This window comes from Dactylosporangium sp. CA-052675 (assembly GCF_050947935.1).
GTDB lineage: Bacteria > Actinomycetota > Actinomycetes > Mycobacteriales > Micromonosporaceae > Dactylosporangium.
Map to the genome: position 1 here is coordinate 5,447,994 of NZ_CP192010.1, position 21,240 is coordinate 5,469,233.

Sequence of the window (21,240 nt, forward strand, 5' to 3'; positions counted from 1 at the left end):
GGGCGAGGCCCGAACTCGCAGCTCAGGACGATGGTGACGGTGTAACATTCATCGACGCCCAGTCGCAGATGGCCTGCAGCGGCCCCTCGAGCGTCCTGCCGAGCGGGCTCAGGGCATATTCCACGTGCTGCGGCGCGGCCTGCCTGAGGACCCGCCGCTCGACCAGCCCGTCGGCCTCCATGCCGCGCAGGGTCTCGGTGAGCACCTTCTGCGTGATGCCGGGGACGCGCCGGCGCAGCTCCGCGTGCCGCTGCGGCCCCGCGGCCAGGGCGTAGAGCAGCAGGACGCGCCACTTGGCGGCGAGCCGCTCGAGGGCCTGCCGCGTCGCGCACGTCTCGTCGAGGACGTCGGGGATCACCAGCGCCATCGGTCCTCCGGCGGGCATGGGCACCGCAAAGTGCCTTCTTCATCGGTACCGCCGGCAAGCCTATCGTCGCCCCATGGCAGTACACCTTCAGGGACTTGCGTTCGTCAGTGAGGGCATAGCGATCAGCGGGCACCTGCGCCTGCCCCGCGACGGGCGGGCACTTCCGGCCGTCGCGGTCACCGGCCCGTTCACCGGGGTCAAGGAGCAGGTCGCGGGCACGTATGCGCAGCGGCTCGCCGAGGCCGGGTTCGTCACGCTCGCCTTCGACCATCGCGGCTTCGGGGCCAGCGGCGGCCGGCGCGGTCACGAGGACACCCAGGGCAAGCTCGCCGACCTGCGCGCCGCCGTCTCCGCGCTAGCCGCCCACCCGGCCGTCGACGCGGACCGGATCGGGCTGCTGGGCGTGTGTCTCGGCGGCGGCTACGCGGTGCGGGCGGCGGCCCAGGACCCGCGCGTGCGGGCGGTCGCCGGGATCGCGGGCGGCTACAACAGCCCCGAGTTCTCCGACGGCTACCGCGCCGCCCTGCGCGCCTTCGTCGAGCGCTACGACGAGTACATTCCGGCCGTGGCGGAGGACGGCGGGGAGGCGGCCATGGGCGGGGACGAGCCGTGGGCCTACTACGGCACCGCCCGCGCCGCCGCCCCGGCCTGGGAGAACCGGGTGACGCGCGGCTCGCTGCACAGCCTGATGACGTTCGACGCGCTCGGCGCGGCGCCGCTGCTGGGCCGCACCCCGCTGCTGGTCGTACACGGCAAGGTGGACGCCTACTGCTCCCCGGACCTCGCCGCCCGCCTGTTCGAGCGGGCGACGGGCCCGAAGCGCATCGAATGGCTCGACTGCGAGCGCCACATCGACCTGTACGACAACGAGCCTTACGTGACCCACGCCGCGAAGACGACCGCGGACTTCTTCGCCGAGCACCTGTAGACACCACCCGGCCAACCGCACCGACACCCTCCCCGACACCGGCAACCGCGAGCCCGGCCCCAGCCCTCATCACCGAGCACCCGTAGACACCACCCGGCCAACCGCACCGACACCCTCCCCGACACCGGCAACCGCGAACCCGGCCCCAGCCCTCATCACCGAGCACCCGTACACGCCGCCCGGTCAATCGTGCCGGCGCCCACCCCCGATGGCGGTGACGGCGACCCCGCCCCGCCGAGACCGGCCTCAGCCCCGACCCCGGAGCCGCCTGCCGCCGTAGCTGCCCCGGGGGCGCCGCCTGGACCCTGTTCGCGGCGGGACGGTGCCTATGCATCGGCGTCTACACATCGGTGCCTAGACATCGGTGCCTACGCATCGCGGCGCACCAGGAGCAGCCAGCCGAGCAGCAACGAGCCCAGCGCCCACAGCCCGAGCACCCCGAGCCCGGCCCAGGGCCCGATCGGCAGCGTCGACAGGTCCTTCGTGGCCTGCACGGCGGCGCCGGCGGTCCCCGGGCCAACCTGGTCGAGCCGCCGCGACCACGCCTTGTCGGTGACCGCACGGGCGACGATCGGCCACGCGTACAGCAGCGCCAGCACGATCCCGGCCGCCCCCGCCGGGCTGCGCACCGCCGCGGCCAGGCCGAGCGCGAGCAGCGCGACGAGCTCGAGGTACACCATCGACCCGATCACCGGCCGCCACACGAACGCGTGCGCGGGCAGCAGCGCCCGGCCCGCGAGCACGGACCCGGCGACGCCCGCGACGGCCGCGACCGAGGTGGTCACGAGCAGCACCAGCGCCTTGGCCGCCAGCAGCCGCGTGCGCCCGGGCACGGCGGCGAGACTGACCCGCATCATGCCGGTGGTGTACTCGTTGCCGATCACCATTGCCGCCAGGATCGCGACCACGGCCTGCCCGAGCTGTACCCCCGTCAGCGAGACCTTCGGCAGATCGGCGGTGCACCCGGCCCGGCACGACACGGCCACCGCCGCGAGCGCGCTCAGCGCGATCGTGGCCGCCGCGGCCCCCACCAGCAGCCACCAGCTGCCCGGCGACGTGCGCAGCTTCGTCCACTCGGCGTGCAGGGCGGTCCTCATGCGTCCCTCCGCCGCAGCCGGTACCCCGCGCCGGCCAGCACCACCGCGACCCACACGACGAGCACGGCCAGACCGCCCCACGCCGGCAGCGGGAAGTACCCGTCCGCGGGCGAGTAGATGTTGTCGACCTGGTCCCAGCGCGGCTCGCTCTGCTGCAGCGCGAACGCCGCGGCCGGGGTCACCCGCAGCAGCCAGTCGCTCGCGCGCAGTGGCAGCACCGTGACCGACAGCAGATAGGGCAGCACGATCACGACGATCGACACGGTCACCGCCGTGACGCCCTTGCGCAGCAGCGCCCCGAACCCGGCCGCGAGCGCCGCGCACAGGGCCAGCAGCAGCGCGGTGCCGGCCACGACCCGCGCCTGGGTCGCCGCCGAGGCGTAGGCGACGGCCGCCCCGTTGCCGCGCAGCACCCCCGGTCCGAAGGCGACCACCACCGCGGCCGCGGCCAGCCCGAGCCCGAACACGGCCCCGCCGAGCACGAGCGCCTTGGCGGTGAGCAGGTGCAGCCGTCGCGGGGCGGCGGCGAGCGAGGTGCGGATCAGGCCGCGGCGGTACTCCCCCGCGACGAACACGGCCCCGACCACCACGACGAACATCAGCCCGAGGAAGGTCCCGACGAGCGTCTGGCTGATCGTCACGCTTCCCCCGGCCGCGCCCGAGACGGCGGGCGCGATGTCCCCGGATCCGGTCACCGTCCAGCCGTCCGCGGTCGGCGCGGCGCCCGTCCGCGGCCCCTCCGAACGTGCCCGCGCGCCGTCCGCCGCACCCGTTCCGGCCGGCACACCGGTTCCGCCCGACGCACCAGCTCCGACTGGCGCATCGGCTCCGGCGGGCGCACCGGTTCCGGGGGACGCACCCGCTCCGGCCGAAGCACCCGCTCCGGTCTGCGCACCGGCTCCGGCGGGCGCACCCACTCCGGGGGACGCAGCCGCTCCGGGGGACGCACCCGCTCCGGCCGAGGCACCCGTTCCGGCCGGCGCGCCGGTTCCGGCCGGCTCCGGCGCCGCGTCGCCGCCCGGGCCCTCCCAGTCCGCCGAGAAGGTGCCGGTCGTCGCCAGGTGCTCGAACGTGCCGGTGGCGGTGCTCGGCGCGCCGGATACGCCGGAGAGCACGACGGACTCGTTGACCTGCTCCGAATACTGCGGCGAGGTCGCGAACATCCCGGCGGTAACGGTCGCCGGCAGTCCCGGCAGCCGGGCCGAGCCGACCGCCACCCACGCCGTGCCGTCGGCGGACCGCTCGGCCGTCACCGTGTCACCGGCGCGGGTCAGGCGCAGCCACACCGGCTGCGGCTTGACCTGCGCGCCCGCGTCGACGCCCTCGTCGTGCACATAGTTCCACTGCAGCCGCACCCCGTGCTCGCCGGTCAGCATCACCGCCGCGTACGCGGAGCCGGCCTTCGTCCCGTCCTTGATCATCAGGCCGGCCTTGGCCCACGGCGCGAGCCCGTCGCGGGTGTTCGCGCCGTCGAACGTCGGCAGACGCCCGGTGAAGTCCGCGACCCGGGCGGTGATGCTGCCGTCGCCGGTGAGGGTGCGGTGCACGTAGGTGAACTGGTCGGCGACCGCCTGCCCCTCGGGCCCGTGCGTCGGGGTGCAGTCGGAGACGTCGCAGGAGCCGGCGCGGCTGGGCGTGAGGCCGAGCGCGATGATGACCGCGGCCCCGGCGAGCAGGCCGAGCACCCAGCCGCGCACGGTGCGCAGCTTCGTCCATTCGGCGTGCAGGACGCGTGCGAAGGTCATCGCGCCTCCCCCGGGGCAGGGGCGCGGAACTCGACGGCGTCGCGGGTCAGGTCGAGGTAGGCGTCCTCGAGCGTGGCGCGGTGCGCGGAGACCTCGGAGAACGGCACGCCGGCCGCGCTCAGCCGCGCGATGACCTCCTCGGCGGCCACGCCGGTCACCGTGAGGGTGCCGTCGCCGTTGGGCAGGACGGATTCGGCGTGCTCGCGCAGTACACCCGAAGCCCGGTCGATCGCGGATGAGCGCACGACGATCCTGCCGTTGGCGGCCCCGGCCAGCAGCTCGGCCACGCCCGCGTCGGCGATGACGCGCCCGCGGCCGACCACGACCACGTGGTCCGCGGTCCCCTGCAGCTCGCTCATGAGGTGGCTGGAGACGAGCACCGCCCGGCCCTCGCGGGCCAGGTCGCGCAGGAACGTGCGCATCCAGATGATGCCCTCGGGGTCCATCCCGTTGAACGGCTCGTCGAGCATCAGCGCGGGCGGGTCGCCGAGCAGCGCCGCGGCGATCCCGAGCCGCTGGCGCATGCCGAGGCTGAAGCCGCCCGCCCGGCGCCGCCCGACGCCGCCGAGCCCGGCCAGCTCCAGCACCTCGTCGGCGCGGCGGCCCGGAAGGCCCTGCGAATGGGCGAGCCACAGCAGATGGTTGCGGGCGGTGCGGCCCGGCTGCAGCGCCGCGGCGTCCAGCAGCGACCCGAGGTGGCACAGGGGCCGGCCGAGGCCCCGATACGGCCGCCCGCCGACGAGCGCGCGTCCCTCCTCGGCCGCGTCGAGCCCGAGGATCACGCGCATGGTCGTCGACTTCCCGGCCCCGTTCGGCCCGACGAACCCGGTGACGCGCCCCGGCCGCACGGTGAACGTCATGCCGTCGAGGGCCAGGGTCGGGCCGAACCGCTTGCGCAGCCCCTCGACGGTGATGGTGGCGTCATGCATGGCTCCGGTTCTACGCGGCGGGCGGTGACAGCCCGGTGTCATCGGGTGTCACCGCGCTGACACCGGCGGCCTGGCATCGTGGACGCATGCGCGTGCTCGTCGTGGAAGACTTCGAGATCCTGGCCCGGACCATCGGCACCGGCCTGCGCCGCGAGGGCCTGGCCGTGGACGTGGTCCTCGACGGGGGCGAGGCGCTGGAGAAGCTGGCGGTGACGCGGTATGACGTCGTCGTGCTCGACCGCGACCTGCCCGGCGTCCCCGGCGACACGGTGTGCCGGCGCATCGTCGAGCGCCATCAGGCCAGCCGGGTGCTCATGCTGACCGCCGCGGGCACCGTCCGCGACCGGGTCCAGGGCCTCGGCCTCGGCGCCGACGACTACCTGCCCAAGCCGTTCGACTTCGAGGAGCTCGTGGCCCGCATCCGCGCCCTCGCCCGCCGCCCGACCATGGCCCTGCCGCCGGTGCTGACCGTGGGCGACCTGACCCTGGACCCGGCCCGGCACGCCGCTACCCGCGGCGGGCGGCGGCTGGAGCTGAGCCCGAAGGAGTTCGGCGTGCTGGAGTGCCTGATGGCCGCCGGTGGCCGCCCGGTCTCCGCCGAGGAGCTGCTCGAGCGCGTCTGGGACGAGGCCGCCGACCCGTTCACGACCGCGGTGAAGACGACGGTCCGGCGGCTGCGGGGGCGCTTGGGCGACCCGCCCGTCATCCACACGGTGCGCGAGGCCGGCTACCGGGTCGGCCCGGCATGAGGTGGCGCATGCGGTGGCTCGGAGACCGGCTCAGGAACCGGCTCACGGACCGGCCCGAAGACCGCCTCACAGACCGGCCCGAAGACCGCCTCACAGACCGGCCCGGAGACCGGCTCACAGACCGGCCCGGAGACCGCCTCACGGACCGACCCGAAGACCGCCTCACAGACCGGCCCGAAGACCGGCACACGGACCGGCCCGGAGACCGGCTCACGAACTGGCTCGGAGACCGGATCACGAACTGGCTCGGGGGCCGGATCACAAACCGGCTCACGAACTGGCGGGCGAGCTGGCGCTGGACGGTCCGCCGCCAGCTGACGTTCCTCTACGCGGGCCCTTTCCTGGTGTCCGGCTTCGTGCTCCTGCTCATCCCGCTGCTCGGCTCGAAGGTATCGGTGCCCGTCGGCGACGGTCCTGCCCCGCTGGGCGACATCGGACCGGAGCAGACGCCCGCGTTCGTCAAGCTCGTGGTGTTCTCGATGTTCTCCATGCTGGTCATCGCGATCGTCCTGGGCTGGCAGATCTCCGGCCTGTTCCTCCGCCCGCTGCGACTCATGATCGACACGGCCCGGGACATCTCCGCCACGAACCTGCATCGCCGGCTCGGTGAGATGGGCCGCAGCGACGAGTTCGCCGAGCTGGCCGAGACCCTCGACGACCTGTTCGCCCGCCTCGAGGCGTCCTTCGCGGCCCAGCGCCGGTTCGTCGCGAACGCCTCGCACGAGCTGCGCACGCCGCTGACGGCCCAGCGCGCCCTGCTCCAGGTGACCCTCGCCGATCCCGAGGCCTCCCCCGCCGACCTGCGCGCGGCCGCCCGCGAGGTGCTGGCGCTGGGCGAGAGCCAGGCGAGGCTGATCGAGTCGCTGCTGACCCTGGCCACGGGCGAGCAGGGCGTGGAGCACGCGCTGCCGCTGGACCTGGCCGACGTGGCCCGCCGCGTCCTGGCCGACCGCCCGTTCGAGGGTCTGACGCTGGACGCGAGCCTCGGCGCGGCCCCGGCGACGGGCGCCGCGGACCTGGTCGAGAGCCTGGTCGCGAACCTCGTCGACAACGCCACGAAGCATAACGTGCCGGGCGGCACGGTGACGGTCACGACCGGCGTGACCGGGGGCCGCGCGACGCTGAGCGTGCAGAACACGGGCGCCGTCGTGCCGGAGGACGAGCTGGACCGCCTCTTCCAGCCGTTCCAGCGCCTCGGCGCCCAACGCGTCCGCACCACGAAGGACGGCTACGGCCTCGGCCTGGCCATCGTCCGCGCCATCGCGACCGCCCACCACGCCGACCTGACCGCGACCGCGCCACCCGGCGGCGGCCTGCGCGTGACCGTCACGTTCCCGTGACCCGTCCCGCCGGACCAGCCGCCACGAACCGCCGCCCGCGAACCGCCGCCCATGAACCGCCGCCGCGAACCGCCGCCCGCGAACCGCCGCCCGTGAACCGCCGCCCGCGAACCGCCGCCCGTGAACCGCCGCCCGCGAACCGCCGCCCGTGAACCGCCGCCCGCGACCCGCCGGTCACGCAGCTCGAACGGGACGCCCAGACCGTGCTCGGACCGGTATCCGCCGACGAGCGCCCGGTGCCGCCCCGCTCCCGTCGCCAGCGCCCCCCGGTGCAGGGCGTTGGCCGGTCCACCGCGGTCCGGGCGGCGACGAGATGGTCGCGGCCCGGGCACCCCCCGCACAAAACCATCCGGCGAACGCCGCAGCGACCTCCACCGCCGCGACCACCTCGCCACCAAGCAGCGACGAGCGGGAAGTCGCAGCCCGGCAACCGCTGCACAAAACACCCGGCGAACTCCACCGCCGCGACCCTCTCGCCGCCGAGCAGTGGCTACGGCGATGAGACGCCGGCCGTGCCGGTCGGACGGGCTCGGCGAGAGGCCGGCGCCGCTTCAGGCCGGGGACACGGCGGCGGTGGCGCTCACGCCGGCGTCACGTATGCGGCCAGGTGTTCGCCCGTGAGCGTGGAGCGGGCCTTCACCAGGTCGGCGGGGGTGCCCTCGAAGACGACCGTGCCGCCGTCGTGGCCCGCGCCGGGGCCGATGTCGATGATCCAGTCGGCCGAGGCCATCACGGCCAGGTGGTGCTCGATGACGATCACCGACTTGCCGGCGTCGACGAGGCGGTTGAGCAGGCCCAGCAACTGCTCCACGTCGGCGAGGTGCAGGCCGGTGGTCGGCTCGTCGAGGACGTACACGCCGCCCTTCTCGGCCATGTGGATCGCGAGCTTCAGGCGCTGGCGCTCGCCGCCGGAGAGCGTGGTCAGGGGCTGGCCGAGGCTGATGTACCCGAGGCCGACGTCGGCGAGGCGGGACAGGATCGTGTGCGCCGCCGGGATGCGCGACTCGCCCGCCGCGAAGAACTCGTGCGCCTCCGTCACCGGCATCGCGAGGACCTCGGCGATGTTGCGGCCGCCGAGGCGGTACTCCAGCACCGAGGCCTGGAAGCGCTTGCCCTCGCACTCCTCGCAGGTCGTGGCGACGCCGGCCATCATGGCCAGGTCGGTGTAGATGACGCCGTTGCCGTTGCAGTTCGGGCAGGCGCCCTCGGAGTTCGCGCTGAACAGGGCCGGCTTCACCCCGCCCGCCTTCGCGAAGGCCTTGCGGATCGGGTCGAGCAGGCCGGTGTACGTCGCCGGGTTGCTGCGCCGCGAGCCGCGGATCGCGCTCTGGTCGACGGAGACGACGCCGGCGCTCTTCGGGATGGAGCCGTGGATGAGCGAGCTCTTGCCGGAGCCGGCCACGCCGGTGACGACCACGAGCACGCCCAGCGGGATGTCCACGTCGACGTCGCGCAGGTTGTGGGTGCGGGCGCCGCGGATCTCCAGATGACCCTTGGGCTTGCGCAACTGCGGCCGAAGTCCGGCTCGATAGTCCAGGTGACGGCCGGTCAGGGTACCGCTGCGGCGCAGTCCCTCGACGGTGCCCTCGAAGCACACCGTGCCGCCGGAGCCGCCCGCGCCGGGGCCGAGGTCGACGACGTGGTCGGCGATCGCGATCGTCTCCGGCTTGTGCTCGACCACGAGCACGGTGTTGCCCTTGTCGCGCAGCCGCTGCAGCAGGCCGTTCATGCGCTGGATGTCGTGCGGGTGCAGGCCGACGGTCGGCTCGTCGAAGATGTACGACACGTCCGTGAGCGACGACCCGAGGTGCCGGATCATCTTCGTGCGCTGGGCCTCGCCGCCGGACAGGGTGCCCGACGGGCGGTCGAGGGAGAGGTACCCGAGCCCGATCTCCACGAACGAGTCCAGCGTCCGCTGGAGCGTGCCCAGCAGCGGCGCGACCGAGCGGTCCTCGATGCCGCGCACCCACTCGGCCAGGTCGCTGATCTGCATCGCGCACGCGTCGGCGATGTTCACCCCGCCGATGCGTGAGGCGAGCGCGGCCTGGTTGAGCCGGGTGCCGCCGCACTCGGGGCAGGCGGTGAAGGTGACCGCCCGGTCCACGAAGGCGCGCAGGTGCGGCTGGAGGGCCTCCTTGTCCTTCTGCAGGAAGGCCTTCTGCACGCGGGGCACGAGCCCCTCGTACGTCATGTTGATGCTCTCGACCTTGACCTTCACCGGCTCCTTGTAGAGGAAGTCGTGGCGCTCCTGCTCGGTGTAGTCCTTGATCGGCTTGTCGGCGTCGACGAACCCGGACGCGGCGAAGATGCGCACCAGCCAGCCGTCGACGGTGTACCCGGGGACCGTGATCGCGCCCTCGGCGAGCGACTTGTTCTTGTCGAACAGCTCGTCGAGGTCGATGTCGGTCACGTTGCCCATGCCCTCGCAGCGGGGGCAGGCCCCGGCGGGCACGTTGAAGCTGTAGTGGAACGCCGGCCCGGCGCTCGGCTCGCCCAGCCGGCTGAACACGATCCGCAGCATGGCGTTGGCGTCGGTCGCGGTGCCCACGGTGGAGCGGGAGTTCGCGCCCATCCGCTCCTGGTCGACGATGATGGCCGTGGTCAGTCCCTCGAGGAGGTCGACGTCGGGCCGGGCGAGGCTCGGCATGAAGCCCTGCACGAACGCGCTGTACGTCTCGTTGATGAGCCGCTGCGACTCCGCCGCGATGGTGCCGAAGACGAGCGAGCTCTTGCCGGAACCCGACACGCCGGTGAACACCGTGAGCCGGCGCTTGGGGATCTCGACGCTGACGTTCTTCAGGTTGTTCTCGCGGGCCCCGTGGACCTGGATGAGGTCATGACTGTCGGCGACATGCACCGGGCCACCCTAACCGGGCGCGGCGACGATGGCATGCACCTTCTGCAGGAACGACGCGGCCGCGGCCCGGTCGACGGTGCGGCCGGCGTCGCGGCCGTCGGCGTGGCTGGCGAGCGCGGCGCGGATCACCGGGGCGTCGGACGGCAGGTGCTCGGCGGCCCACGCGGCGGCGGCGCGCTTGGGTGACCAGGCGTGCTCGGCGTGGTACCGCAGCGCCCGGCAACCGTTGAGCACCGCGTTGTCGCCGTGGTCGCTGAGGCCGGCGAGCTGCGCGGCGACGGACTCGGCGACGACCGGCAGGAGCACGCGGGCGCGCACCCGGGTCACGAGGTCGGGGAAGGGCGGGCCGATGAGCGCGCGGCGCTGCTGGCGGACCATGTCGCGGTCGATCGGGTACCAGAAGGTGAGCCCGTCGCCGGGTCCGGTCTCGGCCTTCGGCGGCAGCTGCGCGCCCGTGTTCAGGTTGAGCGCGAATCCGGCCTCGGTGGAGAGCCCGGCCAGGGTGGCCCGGTCGTACAGGACGAACTCGAGGCCGGCGGCGGGGCACGGCAGCCGCTCGTGGTCCAGCGCGGCGACGACGGCCGCGATCTCGGCCGGTGCCGGGCGCTCGGCGACGGCCAGCAGGTCGATGTCGCTGCGGCCGGGGACGTAGGCGTCGAAGGCGAGCGAGCCGGCCGGGTACACCCCGACGAGCCGGCCGCCGAAGATGGCCTGGAGGCGGCCGACGACCGCGCCGAGGTATCCGTCGAGGTATCCGTCGAGTGTGCTCACCGCTCAGTTGTAAACCCTGCGGGCCACTGTGCGCTGCGGGTGGGCCGGGTCGAGGGTTCCCCGACCTCGGCCACCGCTTGTGCAGAGGTTACTTCTTCTTCTTGTTCTTCTTGTCCTTCTTCGACTTCTTGGACTTCTTCGCCATGGGAATCACCTCCTGGGGCTCGGCAACGACACAGACACTACGACCAAAACGGCGGTGAACAAAGGGTTTCACGAAGATTTCAGGAAGCCCTCAGGCGGGCATTTATCGTCCACATTAGACTCATCAACGGCGAACCGCTGCCGTCGTACCGCATGTGCCAGCGGCGCCAACTGCTCATCTGCATTCGATACACTTTTTGTGAAGTGAGGTGAGCATGACTGCACCGAACACCGTGAGAAAGTACTACGCGCCCCGTCGTGTGGCGCAGGCCGCACTCACGCGGGAGGCGATCGCGGCCGCGGCGGAGCGTCTCTTCGCCCGGCACGGCTACGCCGGCACGACCGTCGCGGCCGTCGCGGAGGAGGCCGGGGTCACGCCGAAGTCGGTCTACGCGCTCGCCGACAAGCCGGGTCTGCTGCTGCTCGCGGCGCGCCGCAGCGAGGCGGCGCCGGGGCCGGAGGACATCGCGGGCGCGCTGCTGCGGCGGTACGCTCTCGAGCGGGCCTTCGAGGAGGCGGCGCACGCCGAGCCGGTGCTGCGCGAGGCGTGGCGGCGACACGAGCGGGCCCGCCGCGCGCGGCTCAAGACGCTCGTGCGCGAGGCCGCGGACGCCGGGCGGCTGCGGCCCGGGCTGACGGTGGGGCGGGCCACGGACACGCTCTGGGCACTGGTCACGTGGCACACGGTGGCGCTGCTGGTGGAGCAGCGCGGCTGGGGCCGGGCCAAGCTCGCCGCCTGGCTCGACCAGCTCATCGAGACGACGCTGGGCGGGCCGGCCGCGACCGCGGCCGGCCCGCCCGAATGAGCGCGGGTGGGCGCGGCTCAGCCCGGCAGCTTGCCCGTGCCCGCGTCCCTCGTGACCAGCCCCGGCACGCTCGCCGTCGGGTCCAGGCCCGCGCGCAGGGTCGGGGTCCAGCCGGCGTCGGTGGCGATGTCCGGGTCGAACGCCGCGTTGTACTCGTCGAGCAGGTTCACCGCGACGACCGGGCCGGTGCCGACCCGGGCCAGGGTGCCCTTCTCCGTCATCCGCGTGCCGCCCCAGTTGTAGACGAACGCGTTGAGCGGGGTGTCGGCGCTGCGGAGCACGAAGTTGTTCTCGGCGTACACCTGGGACTGCACCCCGACGCCGATCGCGTAGACGAAGGTGTCCTCGTCGGTCGCGTAGTAGTAGTTGTTGTAGACGTCCACCTGCCCGAAGCGCACCCGCGGCACCCGCTGGCCGACGTTGGCGAACCGGTTGTGGTGCAGCGAGACGCGCAGCTTGCCCACGTCGACGCCCGGGGTGTTCGTCGAGCCGATCAGCATCGTCTTGTCGTGCTCGAACAAATTGTTGTACGACACCGTCACGTAGTCGGAGCCCTTGATGATGTCCGCCGCGCCGTCGTGCACCTGGTAGGGCCGGCCGAAGTAGATCGGCTGGTTGACGTCCTGGTTGGCGCCGTCGGTGAACGAGTTGTGGTCGAGCCACACGTTCGTCGCGCCGCTGAGCGTGACGCTGTCGTACAGCGAGTTCCAGTTGCCGGTGTCACCGTCGGTCGGCGACCAGGTCGGGAAGCAGTCGTAGGCGTCCTCGAAGGCCACGTTGCGGATGATCACATTGTTGACGTTGGTGAGGAGCAGGTTGCCGCCCTTGATCCGGGCATTGCGCAGCCCGTAGATCGTCGTGTTCGCGCCGACCTCGATCTTGACCTTGAGGCCCTGGTTCTTCGCCGAGCGCACCCGGGCGTCCTCCAGCGGGCCGGCCGGCGCCACGCGGCCCCAGGTCGCCGGGGCGTACGCGGCGACGAACGCCTGCAGGTCGTACTCCGGGTCCGCGTAGTCGGCGCAGCCGCGCCCCTCGTTCGCGTCGATCGTGGCCGCGACCAGCACGATCTTCGGCGTGCTGCCCGCCACCGCGGCGGCGAGCTCGTCGCGGGTGCGCACCACGAACACGTGCGCGTCGTCGGCGGCCGAGCCGCCCGTGGTGCCGGTGCCCGCCGAGCCCCAGCCGTCGCCCGCGGCCAGGACCGCGCGCGCCTGGGCCGGCACCGCCGGGGTCTTGGCCGGCCCGGCGTTCGCCTGCGCGGCGACGACCATCCCGGTCGCGACCAGCGCGGCCACCGTGGCGGCGGTGAGACCGGCCCGGATACCTACGTGCATGCAGTCCTCCAGATTCAGGAAAGCGCATTCCTGGGACCACCGTGGCACCGGCACTACGGCGAGTCAACGCGTGGCGTTTGCAGGTTTGTTGCAGTCGTCACTTCCGGCGGCCGTGGGTCGGGCCGCCGGTAAGGAGCATTAGAGGGTTGCCGCATGACCGCCGCCGCCCCGGCCGCCCGCCGGTTCGCCGCCCTGCGCAACCGCGACTGCCGCCCGTACCTCTTCGGCGCCGCGCTGTCGATGATGGCCGACAACGTGGAGCACGTGATCACGTACTGGGTGCTGTGGCAGAAGTTCCACTCCGAGGCGCTCGCGGGCTTCCAGGTCATCAGCCACTGGGTGCCGTTCCTGCTGTTCTCGGTGTGGTTCGGCGGGCTCGCCGACCGCTACGACTGCCGCCGGGTCATCCAGGCCGCCCAGGTGCTGTTCATGCTCGTCTCCCTGCTGTGGGGGATCCTGTTCATCACCGGCACGCTGCAGATCTGGCACGCCTGCGTCCTGCTGGTGCTGCACGGCATGGCCGGCTCCCTCTGGGGCCCGGGCGAGCAGCTGATGCTCCACGACTTCGTCGGCGACGAGGACCTCGTCTCGGCGGTCCGGCTCAACGCGACCTTCCGCAGCCTGGGCGTGCTGTTCGGCCCGGCCGTCGGCTCCGGGCTGCTGCTCTGGCTCGGCCCGAAGGCGGGCATCCTCACGAACATCGCGTTCTACCTGCCGCTGACGCTGTTCCTGTTCCGCACCAGGTTCACCGGCCACACCCGCCACGGCCGCCCCGCGACCCAGCGCGTCGGCCTGCTGGACACCGTGAAGGTCCTGCGCAAGGTCGCGGGCGACCACACCCTGATCAGCATGATCATCCTGGCCGGCCTGGCGTCGTTCTTCGTCGGCACCGCGCTGCAGGCGACGATGCCGAACTTCGCCGAGGACCTGAGCCCGGGCAGCGCGGACGTGTACGGCATCCTGCTCTTCGCCGCCGGCGCGGGGGGCGTGGTCGGCGGCCTGCTGCTCGAGGCGACGGGCTGGCTGCGCCCGACGGTCCGCGCGGCCGTGGTGACGACGATGGTGTACGGCCTGAGCAGCCTCCTCTTCGCGGTTGCCGGCAACCTGTGGCTGGGCGTGGTCCTGCTCTTCATCGGCGGCGTGGCCAACCTGGCGTCGATGTCGATCGGCCAGACCGTGACACAGCTGCTCGCGCCGCCGGCCGAGCGCGGGCGGGTCATCGGCGTCTACAACGTGGCGTCGGCGGGGCTGCGCGCGGGCAGCGGCGTGACGGTAGGCGTGCTGGGCCAGGCGATCGGGGTGCACTGGTCGCTGGGGCTGAGCTCGGCGGCCCTGTGCGTGGGCACGGGGCTGGCGGCGCTCTACACCCGCCACGGCCACCGGGTACCCGCGATCGAGTAGCCGCTTCGCGCGCCACGCCGGGCGTTGCACGCGCAAGCGCCTCAAGCGCCGCGCCGGGCACCCCGTTTCGCGCACCACGCCGGGCGTTTCGCACCCAAGCGCCTCAAGCGCCGCGCCGGGCAACCCCGCTTCGCGCGCCACGTTGGGCGTTTCACACGTTATGTCGGGCGCTCCGCGCCGCGACATAACGGATTTTTCGCCTGACGGGGCATTTGCGGGGATTCAGCGCGAACCGGCGTGCACCCGCACGGCACCGCCCCGCCACTCTTCTGTCGGGCGTTCGGCCCGATGTCATCCCCGACGGCGTTACAACGACCTGAAGGGGGGCCGCCGCACATGAGTGGTGGTGGACACGCGGCGAAGGCCGGCGCGCACGCCAAGCACAAGAAGGGCGGCCACGAGGAGGAGGAGCACGAGAACCACGAGCGGTGGCTGGTGTCCTACGCCGACATGATGACCCTGCTCATGGTCCTGTTCATCGTGCTGTTCGCGATCTCCCAGGTCGACCAGAAGAAGTTCGCCGAGCTCAAGAACGGCCTCGCGGTCGGCTTCGGCAACCCCTCGGTCGCCTTCGACGGCGGCGAGGCCAGCCTCATGGAGTCCTCCGACTCCAACAGCCCCATGGACCTCTCCTCCGGCATCGGCGGCACCACCTCCGACGCCACCGCCGTGCAGGAGGCCGTCCAGGCCAAGGAACGCTCCAACGCCTCCAAACGCCAGGCCGCCGCCGCGGCCGAGATCCAGAACTACGACAAGATCAAAGCCGAGATCACCGCGGAACTGACCAAACAAGGCCTCCAGGACCAGGTCAAATACTCCGTCGACGAACGCGGCCTCATCGTCACCATCGTCACCACCGGCATCGTCTTCAACGGCAACGAAGCCACCCTCCTCACCGCCGGCAAACAGCTCATCGACGGCATCGGCCCCGCCATCGCCGCCCTGCCCAACAAGATCGAAGTCGACGGCCACACCAACCAGCTCACCGGCGGCACCGGCACCTACCCCTCCGGCTGGGAACTGTCCTCCGCCCGCGCCGCCGCCGTCGTACGCATGCTCCACACCGACGCCGGCATCGCCGACAACCGCCTCCAAGCCACCGGCTACGCCGACACCAAACCCCTCTACCCCACCACCGACCCACGGGCCGAAACCCTCAACCGCCGCGTCGAGGTCATCGTCCTGTCCAACCTCCCCGCCGACACCCGGGCGCTACTGCCCTCGGCTTCAACGAACTGAGGAGCGCGCAATGGCCAAGGACGAGAAGGCCGCCGAGGAAACCCCCGCGAAGGGCGGCGGCAAGAAGAAGCTCATCATGATCGTGGCGATCGCCCTGGTCGCGCTGATCGGCGGCGGCGTGGGCGGCTACATGATGTTCGCCCCGAAGAAGGCCACCGCCGAACCCGCCCCCACCCCCGGCGTCGTCTCCGTGCTCGACGCGATCACGATCAACCTCGCCGACGGGCACTACCTGAAGCTCAAGATGACCCTCCAGGCCACCACCGAGGCCGCCGAGGCCCCCGACGGCTCCAAGGCCCTCGACATCGCGATCAGCCTCTACAGCGGCCGCAAGATGGACGAGCTGATGTCGAACGCGGAGCGCGACCGGACGAAGAAGGAGCTCGTCGACAAGGTCGTGAAGGCCTACACGGAGGACAAGAAGAAAGAGGTCATGGACATCTACTTCACCACGTTCGTGATCCAGTAACCTGGTGCAGGAGGCCGCCCCACGGGGCGGCCTTCCGCCGTCACGGAAGCAAGCCCGGCAGGCTTCCGGACGGCTCCGAACGGAGGCGTCGTTTCTGCGTGAGCTTTCGCGTGACCCGTCGCGCCGCGTTGGCCATGCGGTCACGGTAGCCCTGGCCGGCCGCCATGCAGGTCGGCGCGTGCGGCGCAAGTCCCCGCAGGGCTGACATCGGCCCGCGGGGCCGGTCCGCTGACGAGGTGGCGGCCAGTCGCCGAGGACACTGGCCGCCACCTCGAACAGCGCCGGGATCGACCGGCTAGGGCAGGGTCCACTGCTGGTTGGCGGCCCCGGTGCAGGCCCAGATCTGCAGCTGGGTCCCGTCCGCCGAGCTCGGGCCCGTCGCGTCGAGGCACTTGCCGAGCGCGACGAGGCTGCCGTTCGCCCCGGCCGACCACTGCTGCGCGGTCGTGCCGTTGCAGTCGTACAGCTGCACCTTCGTCCCGTTCGCCGAGCTCGCCGCGGCCACGTCCAGGCACTTGCCGAGCGCGCGCACGGTGCCGTCCGTGCCGATCGTCCACTGCTGGGCGCCGGTCCCGTTGCAGGTGTAGAGCTGGATCTTCGTGCCGTTCGCGGAGCTCGCCCCGGCGACGTCGACGCACTTGCCGCCGTACCCGGTGATCTGCCCGGTCCGGGTGCCCGGGGTGCCGCTGTCGGCGCCGGCCCACAGGTAGGTGCCGACGGTCTTCGCGGGCAGGGTGCTCGCGACCTGCTGGGCGCCGACGCGCAGGGTGAACGCCTGGCTGCCCGCGGTCTGGTTGACCACGACGGCGACCAGGGTGCCGTCGGGGTTGCGGAAGGCCACGTTGGTGACGCTGCCGGTGGAGCCGTAGCCGGTCGACACCCGCTGGGCGCCGGGCTGCACGAACTTCGAGAACTGCGCGACCATGTTGTAGTCGGGCAGCGCCCAGAACGTGTCGCGGTTCGTGGTGCTCTGCACGAGCATCGTCGGGTCGGGCGAGCCGGACCAGCGCTCGGGCGAGCGGTTCTGGTCGAGCATGCTGACCCAGCCCTCGTACAGGGTGGCGGAGTTGCGGAAGTACTGCACGATCCGGTCGGCGCCCGCGGTACCCCAGACGGAACGCTCGGTCATGAGCACGTCCTTGTCCGGGTAGCTCGCCTTGACCGTGGCCATCGCCGAGGGGTCGCCGGCGTAGTCGTGGAAGGCGATGCCGTCCACCGAGCCGTAGGCGTCGCTGTGCGCGGAGGCGCTGCCGAGGACTCCGGCCGCATACGAGACGCCCTCGCTGAAGTTGTGGTCGAAGGCCCAGATCTTGACGGTACCGAGGGAGGCCGACGACAGCTCCGTGCGCAGCGCCTTCGCCAGCTGCCGCTCCTGGTCCGCGCTCACGAGCATGCCCGGGTAGTCGGCCGGGGAGAACAGCGGCTCGTTCTGCAGGGTGAGCGCGTAGATCGGGATGCCCTGGGCGGCGTACGCCTGGACCGCCCGCCGGTAGTACGTGGCGAGGGTCGGGATGTAGGTGCTGTTGAGGCTGCCGCCGATGATGGCGTTGCTGGTCTTCATCCACGGCGGCGCCGACCACGCGCTCGCGAAGATCTTGAGGTTCGGGTTGATCGCGAGGGCCTGCTTGAGCGTGGCGATGATGTTGTAGTCGATGTCGCGCTGGATGGAGAACCGCGACAGCGACGGGTCGGCGGCCCCGTCGTCGTAGGTGTAGAAGTCGTGCGAGGTGAAGTCGCTGGTGCCGAAGGTGATGCGGGCGACGTTGAAGCCGGCGCCGGTGGCGGGGTCGACGAGCGCGCGCAGCGCCTTGTCGCGGCCGGCCGCGCTCATGCGCGACAGGTTGAAGATGGTCGACTCCTCGAGGGAGGAGCCGACACCCAGGATGCTCTGGTACCGCGTGTTCGTGTCGGCGGTGATGGTGGCGCCCCCGGTCGCGGCGGTGATCGGCAGGTCGCTCTGGCGGGAGAGCTGATACGGGGTGCCGGCGAGGCCGGTGGCGGGGCTGGTGTACCAGTTGCCGTTCTTCGGCTCGTAGCCCGCGGTGCGGGACTCGGAACTCCAGTAGACCTGGACGCTGGTGGCCGCGGCGGATGCGGGCACCTGGGCGTAGGTGAGCACGGCGGCCGCGGTGGCCGCCACGAGCAGTGCAGACAGTGGCCGGGTTGGGACCATGTGCACGCCTCCTTAACTTCAAGACTTGTATTAAGCCCCGGCCGTATAAGACTGTCAATGTTCCTAACAGATGGCGCGCCCGGCCCGGCCGAGGAGATCCCGCACTCCCCCGCGACATCACGCCCGCGCCGTGTGCGTGCTCGCCGGCGCCGCGAGGGAGCGGGGCACTTACGCCTCGATGACCGCCATTGGTGTTGGCCATGCCCCGGCTGAACAGGGGCTTGCACCGGCACGGCTCGTCGCGCGGGCCGAACCGGTCGGCCGGCACCCAGGTCCGGCCGGTCGCGTCGACGACGTAGCCGGCGGTGAACGCCTCGCCGTCGGCCGGCTCGACCCGGACGAGGTCGCCGAAGTCGATCGAGCCGACGCGCACGCCCTCCCGGGCCACGGCGCCGTACCGCGCGGCCGCCTCGAACAGGTACGGGTCGCGTGGGCATACCAGCCCCTTCAGAGCATCAGCCGTCCCGCACGCCCCCGGTGGAAGATGAGCGGCTCGCCGGATCCCAGCCGCAGTTCGTCGACCTCGGCCACGACCAGCCAGTGGTCGCCGCCGTCGTGCTCGGCCCGCACCGCGCAGCCGATCCAGGCGATGGCCTCGGGCAGCTCCGGCCGCCCCTCGCGACCGGCGCGCAGCCCGACGCCGTCGAACTTGCCCGTGTCGGAGCGGCCGAGCCGCCAGGCGAGTTCCTCCTGCTCGACCCGCAGCAGGTTCACGCAGAACCGGCCGGCGCGGCGGATCTGCGGCCAGGTCCGCGAGCGGCGGTCGATGCCCAGCGCGATCAGCGGCGGCGCCAGCGACAGGCTCATGAGCGCCTGCACGGTCATCCCGACCGGCCCGGCCCCGGCGTCGGCGGTGAGCACGCTCAGGCCGGTCGCGAAGTGGCCCAGCACGTGCCGGAAGTCGGCCTCGAGGGCCGGGTCGTGCCCGCTCATCCGGCTTCCGTCCCCCGCCGGCGGGCAAGGGGCAGCGCCGCGCGCTCGCGGGAGTGGATGTAGGACGGCAGCCCCCAGCGCACCTCGCGCCGCGCCTGCCCCTCGGTCTCGGCCAGACGCATCGGGCTCACCACCGACCAGCGGCGCCGGTCCAGGCGCCGCCCGAACCGCTCCGCCCGTTGCGCGGCGACCGGCCACGCGGTGGTCATCGGGTGCTCCGGGCCGAGCCCGAGGGCGGCCGAGGCGCCGAACGGGAGCATCCCGGCCCCGAACCGGAACTCGTCGTAGCCGAGCCGGTCACACGGCGCGGCGAGCGCGCAATCGTCCTCGAGCTGCGGCGTCGGATCGTGCGTAAGCCGGTGGATCGGGAACATGAGCACCCCGAAGCCGATACGGCTCATGTACGGCTCTCCCCCGTCGGCCGGCACACTGGTCGATATTCACACTAACGAGTGAATACAACTCCGCCAACCACTACTCGCCGGGCTGGAGCAACGGCTCGGCGAGGTGCTGTTCGTGAGGCTTGAAGTACCAGGAAAAGCGCTGCGGGTCCGGGGTGGCACCGAGCGCGAGCAGCAGCGCCAGCAGCGGATTCACGGGGTCGCGGCCCCGCAGCACGGCCCGGTGCCCGGACAGGATGCTGCTCTCCCGCTCGACCGTGCCCGCGGACATCTGGCACTGGTAGAGCACGACCGGCGCCCCGAACCCGCGCATCCACGCCAGCAGGCCGCCCGGGGGCCGGTGCTCCGCCGGCAGGTCCCCGGTCCAGGCGGGCGCGCGGCCCGCGCCGAAGAGCTCCCACGGCACGTCGCCGGCGCGCGGGCCGAAGCCGTGCACGACGAGCAGGCCGCCGGGCGGGAGGCGGTGCTCGGGCGACTCGCCCGCGGCGATGTGCGCGAACCGGCCGCGGATCAGCGGGTCGGCGGCCAGCCGGGCGCGGTTCGCGCCGGTGCCCTGGCAGTACAGGCCGCGGAAGTCCCAGCCCATCAGCAAGCCCAGCCCATCAGCAGGCCCAGCCCATCAGCAGGCCCATCAGCAGGCCCATCAGCGCAGGCCGAGGCGGGACACCAGGCGCAGGGTGCGGGCGGCGACGGACATGCGGCGGGGGTAGGACACGACGGCAGGCCGGCGCGCGACGCAGCGCATGAGCACCGCCACGGCGTCGGCGACGCCGACCTTCAGCGGCGTGGCCGGCCCCTTGGCCATCTTCGTGTCGACGAAGCCGAACCGCACCGCGGTCACCGCCACCCCGCGCGGGCGCAGCGCCTGGCCGAGGCCGAGCAGGTAGGAGGTCAGGCCGGCCTTCGACGCCGCGTACCCGGGCGCGGCCGGCGAGATGAGCACGTCGGAGAGGCTGGACAGGCCGATGAGGTGGCCGGTGCCGCGCGCCAGCATGCCGGGCACGACCGCCTCGGCGGTGAGCGCGGCCCCGAGCAGGTTGACCCGGATCGCGTCGGTCTGCTCCCCGAGCCGGTCGGCGTCGAACATCTCCCCGATCCCGGCCGCGTACACGCACAGGTCGACGGCGGCCAGGTCCCGCAGCACCGCCGGGTACCCGGCCGCGCCGACATCGGCGACGAGGTGCTCGTAGCGGCGGTGGCTCAGGTCCGACTCGCGGCGGGACACGCCGGTGACGTCCCAGCCCTCGTCGAGCAGCCGGCGGGTGAGGGCGAGTCCGATGCCGTCGGTGTTGCCGACGATGAGGGCGCGGGGCATCGCAGGAGTCTAGATCATGAGTCCGGGCGGAATATCCGCTTGCCCCGCGGCGCTAGGGTTGACGTAGTCAGCTTCGAGTGTGGAGGGAGACCGCCGTGCAGTATCGCACCGTTGTCGTCGTCCCCCGCTCGCTGCACGAGGTGATCCGCGTGTCTTCGTCGCTCCCGGTGCCCGCTCGCGCGGCGGCACCGGGTCGTCCCGCCCTGGGCTGAAACCGCCCGGCGGGGCGCAATCGCGCTGTC

General features: G+C 72.5%; 19 protein-coding genes. 7 read left to right on the forward strand and 12 right to left on the reverse strand.

Translation table 11 applies throughout. The annotated features are described in order from the left end of the window. Positions 1–22 precede the first annotated feature (22 nt). On the reverse strand, positions 23–367 hold the full coding sequence (locus ACQP1P_RS25045; protein WP_433073137.1) for a winged helix-turn-helix transcriptional regulator: 345 nt from the start codon (positions 365–367) through the stop codon (positions 23–25). A gap of 73 nt (positions 368–440) precedes the next feature. Between ACQP1P_RS25045 and ACQP1P_RS25050 the strand changes: the two genes are divergently transcribed. Beyond that, positions 441–1,295 carry an alpha/beta hydrolase gene (locus ACQP1P_RS25050; RefSeq protein WP_433073140.1) on the forward strand — a complete coding sequence of 285 codons (855 nt, stop codon included), beginning with the start codon at positions 441–443 and terminating at the stop codon, positions 1,293–1,295. A 368-nt stretch (positions 1,296–1,663) separates the two neighbouring features. Here the strand turns inward: ACQP1P_RS25050 and ACQP1P_RS25055 are convergent, their stop codons facing one another. The 3 genes from ACQP1P_RS25055 to ACQP1P_RS25065 are packed head-to-tail and all read right to left on the reverse strand — an operon-like array spanning position 1,664 to position 5,066. After that, positions 1,664–2,392: an ABC transporter permease gene (locus ACQP1P_RS25055; RefSeq protein ID WP_433073143.1), complete on the reverse strand. Its 729-nt coding sequence runs from the start codon at positions 2,390–2,392 to the stop codon at positions 1,664–1,666. Continuing rightward, entirely contained in the window at positions 2,389–4,137 is a 1,749-nt protein-coding gene (locus ACQP1P_RS25060; RefSeq protein WP_433073146.1) for an ABC transporter permease subunit, read from the reverse strand. Before ACQP1P_RS25060 ends, ACQP1P_RS25055 begins: the two co-directional genes overlap by 4 nt. Continuing rightward, positions 4,134–5,066: an ATP-binding cassette domain-containing protein gene (locus ACQP1P_RS25065; RefSeq protein ID WP_433073149.1), complete on the reverse strand. Its 933-nt coding sequence runs from the start codon at positions 5,064–5,066 to the stop codon at positions 4,134–4,136. The genes ACQP1P_RS25060 and ACQP1P_RS25065 overlap by 4 nt, the downstream gene beginning before the upstream one ends. A gap of 86 nt (positions 5,067–5,152) precedes the next feature. On the opposite strand from ACQP1P_RS25065, the gene ACQP1P_RS25070 reads away from it, so the two are divergent. Then, on the forward strand, positions 5,153–5,815 hold the full coding sequence (locus tag ACQP1P_RS25070; protein WP_433073152.1) for a response regulator transcription factor: 663 nt from the start codon (positions 5,153–5,155) through the stop codon (positions 5,813–5,815). A 344-nt stretch (positions 5,816–6,159) separates the two neighbouring features. Continuing rightward, positions 6,160–7,155: a sensor histidine kinase gene (locus ACQP1P_RS25075; protein ID WP_433073155.1), complete on the forward strand. Its 996-nt coding sequence runs from the start codon at positions 6,160–6,162 to the stop codon at positions 7,153–7,155. A 580-nt stretch (positions 7,156–7,735) separates the two neighbouring features. On the opposite strand, the gene ACQP1P_RS25080 is transcribed toward ACQP1P_RS25075, so the two are convergent. Together ACQP1P_RS25080 and ACQP1P_RS25085 are read right to left on the reverse strand one after the other, a co-directional pair. Continuing rightward, complete coding sequence (locus ACQP1P_RS25080; RefSeq protein ID WP_433073158.1) at positions 7,736–10,012, reverse strand: ATP-binding cassette domain-containing protein; 2,277 nt, start codon at positions 10,010–10,012, stop codon at positions 7,736–7,738. A gap of 9 nt (positions 10,013–10,021) precedes the next feature. After that, complete coding sequence (locus ACQP1P_RS25085) at positions 10,022–10,783, reverse strand: aminoglycoside adenylyltransferase domain-containing protein (protein ID WP_433073161.1); 762 nt, start codon at positions 10,781–10,783, stop codon at positions 10,022–10,024. A gap of 359 nt (positions 10,784–11,142) precedes the next feature. On the opposite strand from ACQP1P_RS25085, the gene ACQP1P_RS25090 reads away from it, so the two are divergent. After that, on the forward strand, positions 11,143–11,733 hold the full coding sequence (locus ACQP1P_RS25090) for a TetR/AcrR family transcriptional regulator (protein WP_433073164.1): 591 nt from the start codon (positions 11,143–11,145) through the stop codon (positions 11,731–11,733). 17 nt (positions 11,734–11,750) lie between these two features. Here ACQP1P_RS25090 and ACQP1P_RS25095 read toward each other — a convergent pair whose 3' ends face one another. Beyond that, positions 11,751–13,067 (reverse strand): pectate lyase family protein, encoded by a 1,317-nt coding sequence (locus ACQP1P_RS25095; protein ID WP_433073167.1) that lies wholly within the window; start codon positions 13,065–13,067, stop codon positions 11,751–11,753. 153 nt (positions 13,068–13,220) lie between these two features. Between ACQP1P_RS25095 and ACQP1P_RS25100 the strand changes: the two genes are divergently transcribed. The 3 genes from ACQP1P_RS25100 to ACQP1P_RS25110 all read left to right on the forward strand — a co-directional run bounded on the left by ACQP1P_RS25100 (position 13,221) and on the right by ACQP1P_RS25110 (position 16,176). Next, complete coding sequence (locus ACQP1P_RS25100) at positions 13,221–14,468, forward strand: MFS transporter (RefSeq protein WP_433073170.1); 1,248 nt, start codon at positions 13,221–13,223, stop codon at positions 14,466–14,468. A 336-nt stretch (positions 14,469–14,804) separates the two neighbouring features. Beyond that, entirely contained in the window at positions 14,805–15,707 is a 903-nt protein-coding gene (locus ACQP1P_RS25105; protein WP_433073173.1) for an OmpA/MotB family protein, read from the forward strand. Between the two features lie 10 nt (positions 15,708–15,717). Next, positions 15,718–16,176 (forward strand): flagellar basal body-associated FliL family protein, encoded by a 459-nt coding sequence (locus ACQP1P_RS25110; protein WP_433073176.1) that lies wholly within the window; start codon positions 15,718–15,720, stop codon positions 16,174–16,176. 295 nt (positions 16,177–16,471) lie between these two features. Here ACQP1P_RS25110 and ACQP1P_RS25115 read toward each other — a convergent pair whose 3' ends face one another. From ACQP1P_RS25115 to ACQP1P_RS25135, 5 genes are all read right to left on the reverse strand, one after another. Further along, positions 16,472–18,349, reverse strand: coding sequence for a ricin-type beta-trefoil lectin domain protein (locus ACQP1P_RS25115; protein ID WP_433073179.1), 1,878 nt, complete (start codon positions 18,347–18,349; stop codon positions 16,472–16,474). 447 nt (positions 18,350–18,796) lie between these two features. Further along, entirely contained in the window at positions 18,797–19,282 is a 486-nt protein-coding gene (locus ACQP1P_RS25120) for a flavin reductase family protein (RefSeq protein ID WP_433073182.1), read from the reverse strand. Next, positions 19,279–19,683: a hypothetical protein gene (locus ACQP1P_RS25125; RefSeq protein WP_433073184.1), complete on the reverse strand. Its 405-nt coding sequence runs from the start codon at positions 19,681–19,683 to the stop codon at positions 19,279–19,281. Before ACQP1P_RS25125 ends, ACQP1P_RS25120 begins: the two co-directional genes overlap by 4 nt. A 73-nt stretch (positions 19,684–19,756) precedes the next feature. Beyond that, positions 19,757–20,275, reverse strand: coding sequence for a hypothetical protein (locus ACQP1P_RS25130; RefSeq protein ID WP_433073188.1), 519 nt, complete (start codon positions 20,273–20,275; stop codon positions 19,757–19,759). 51 nt (positions 20,276–20,326) lie between these two features. Then, positions 20,327–20,998, reverse strand: a complete 672-nt coding sequence (locus ACQP1P_RS25135; protein ID WP_433073190.1) for an SDR family NAD(P)-dependent oxidoreductase — start codon at positions 20,996–20,998, stop codon at positions 20,327–20,329. Positions 20,999–21,240: the final 242 nt, after the last annotated feature.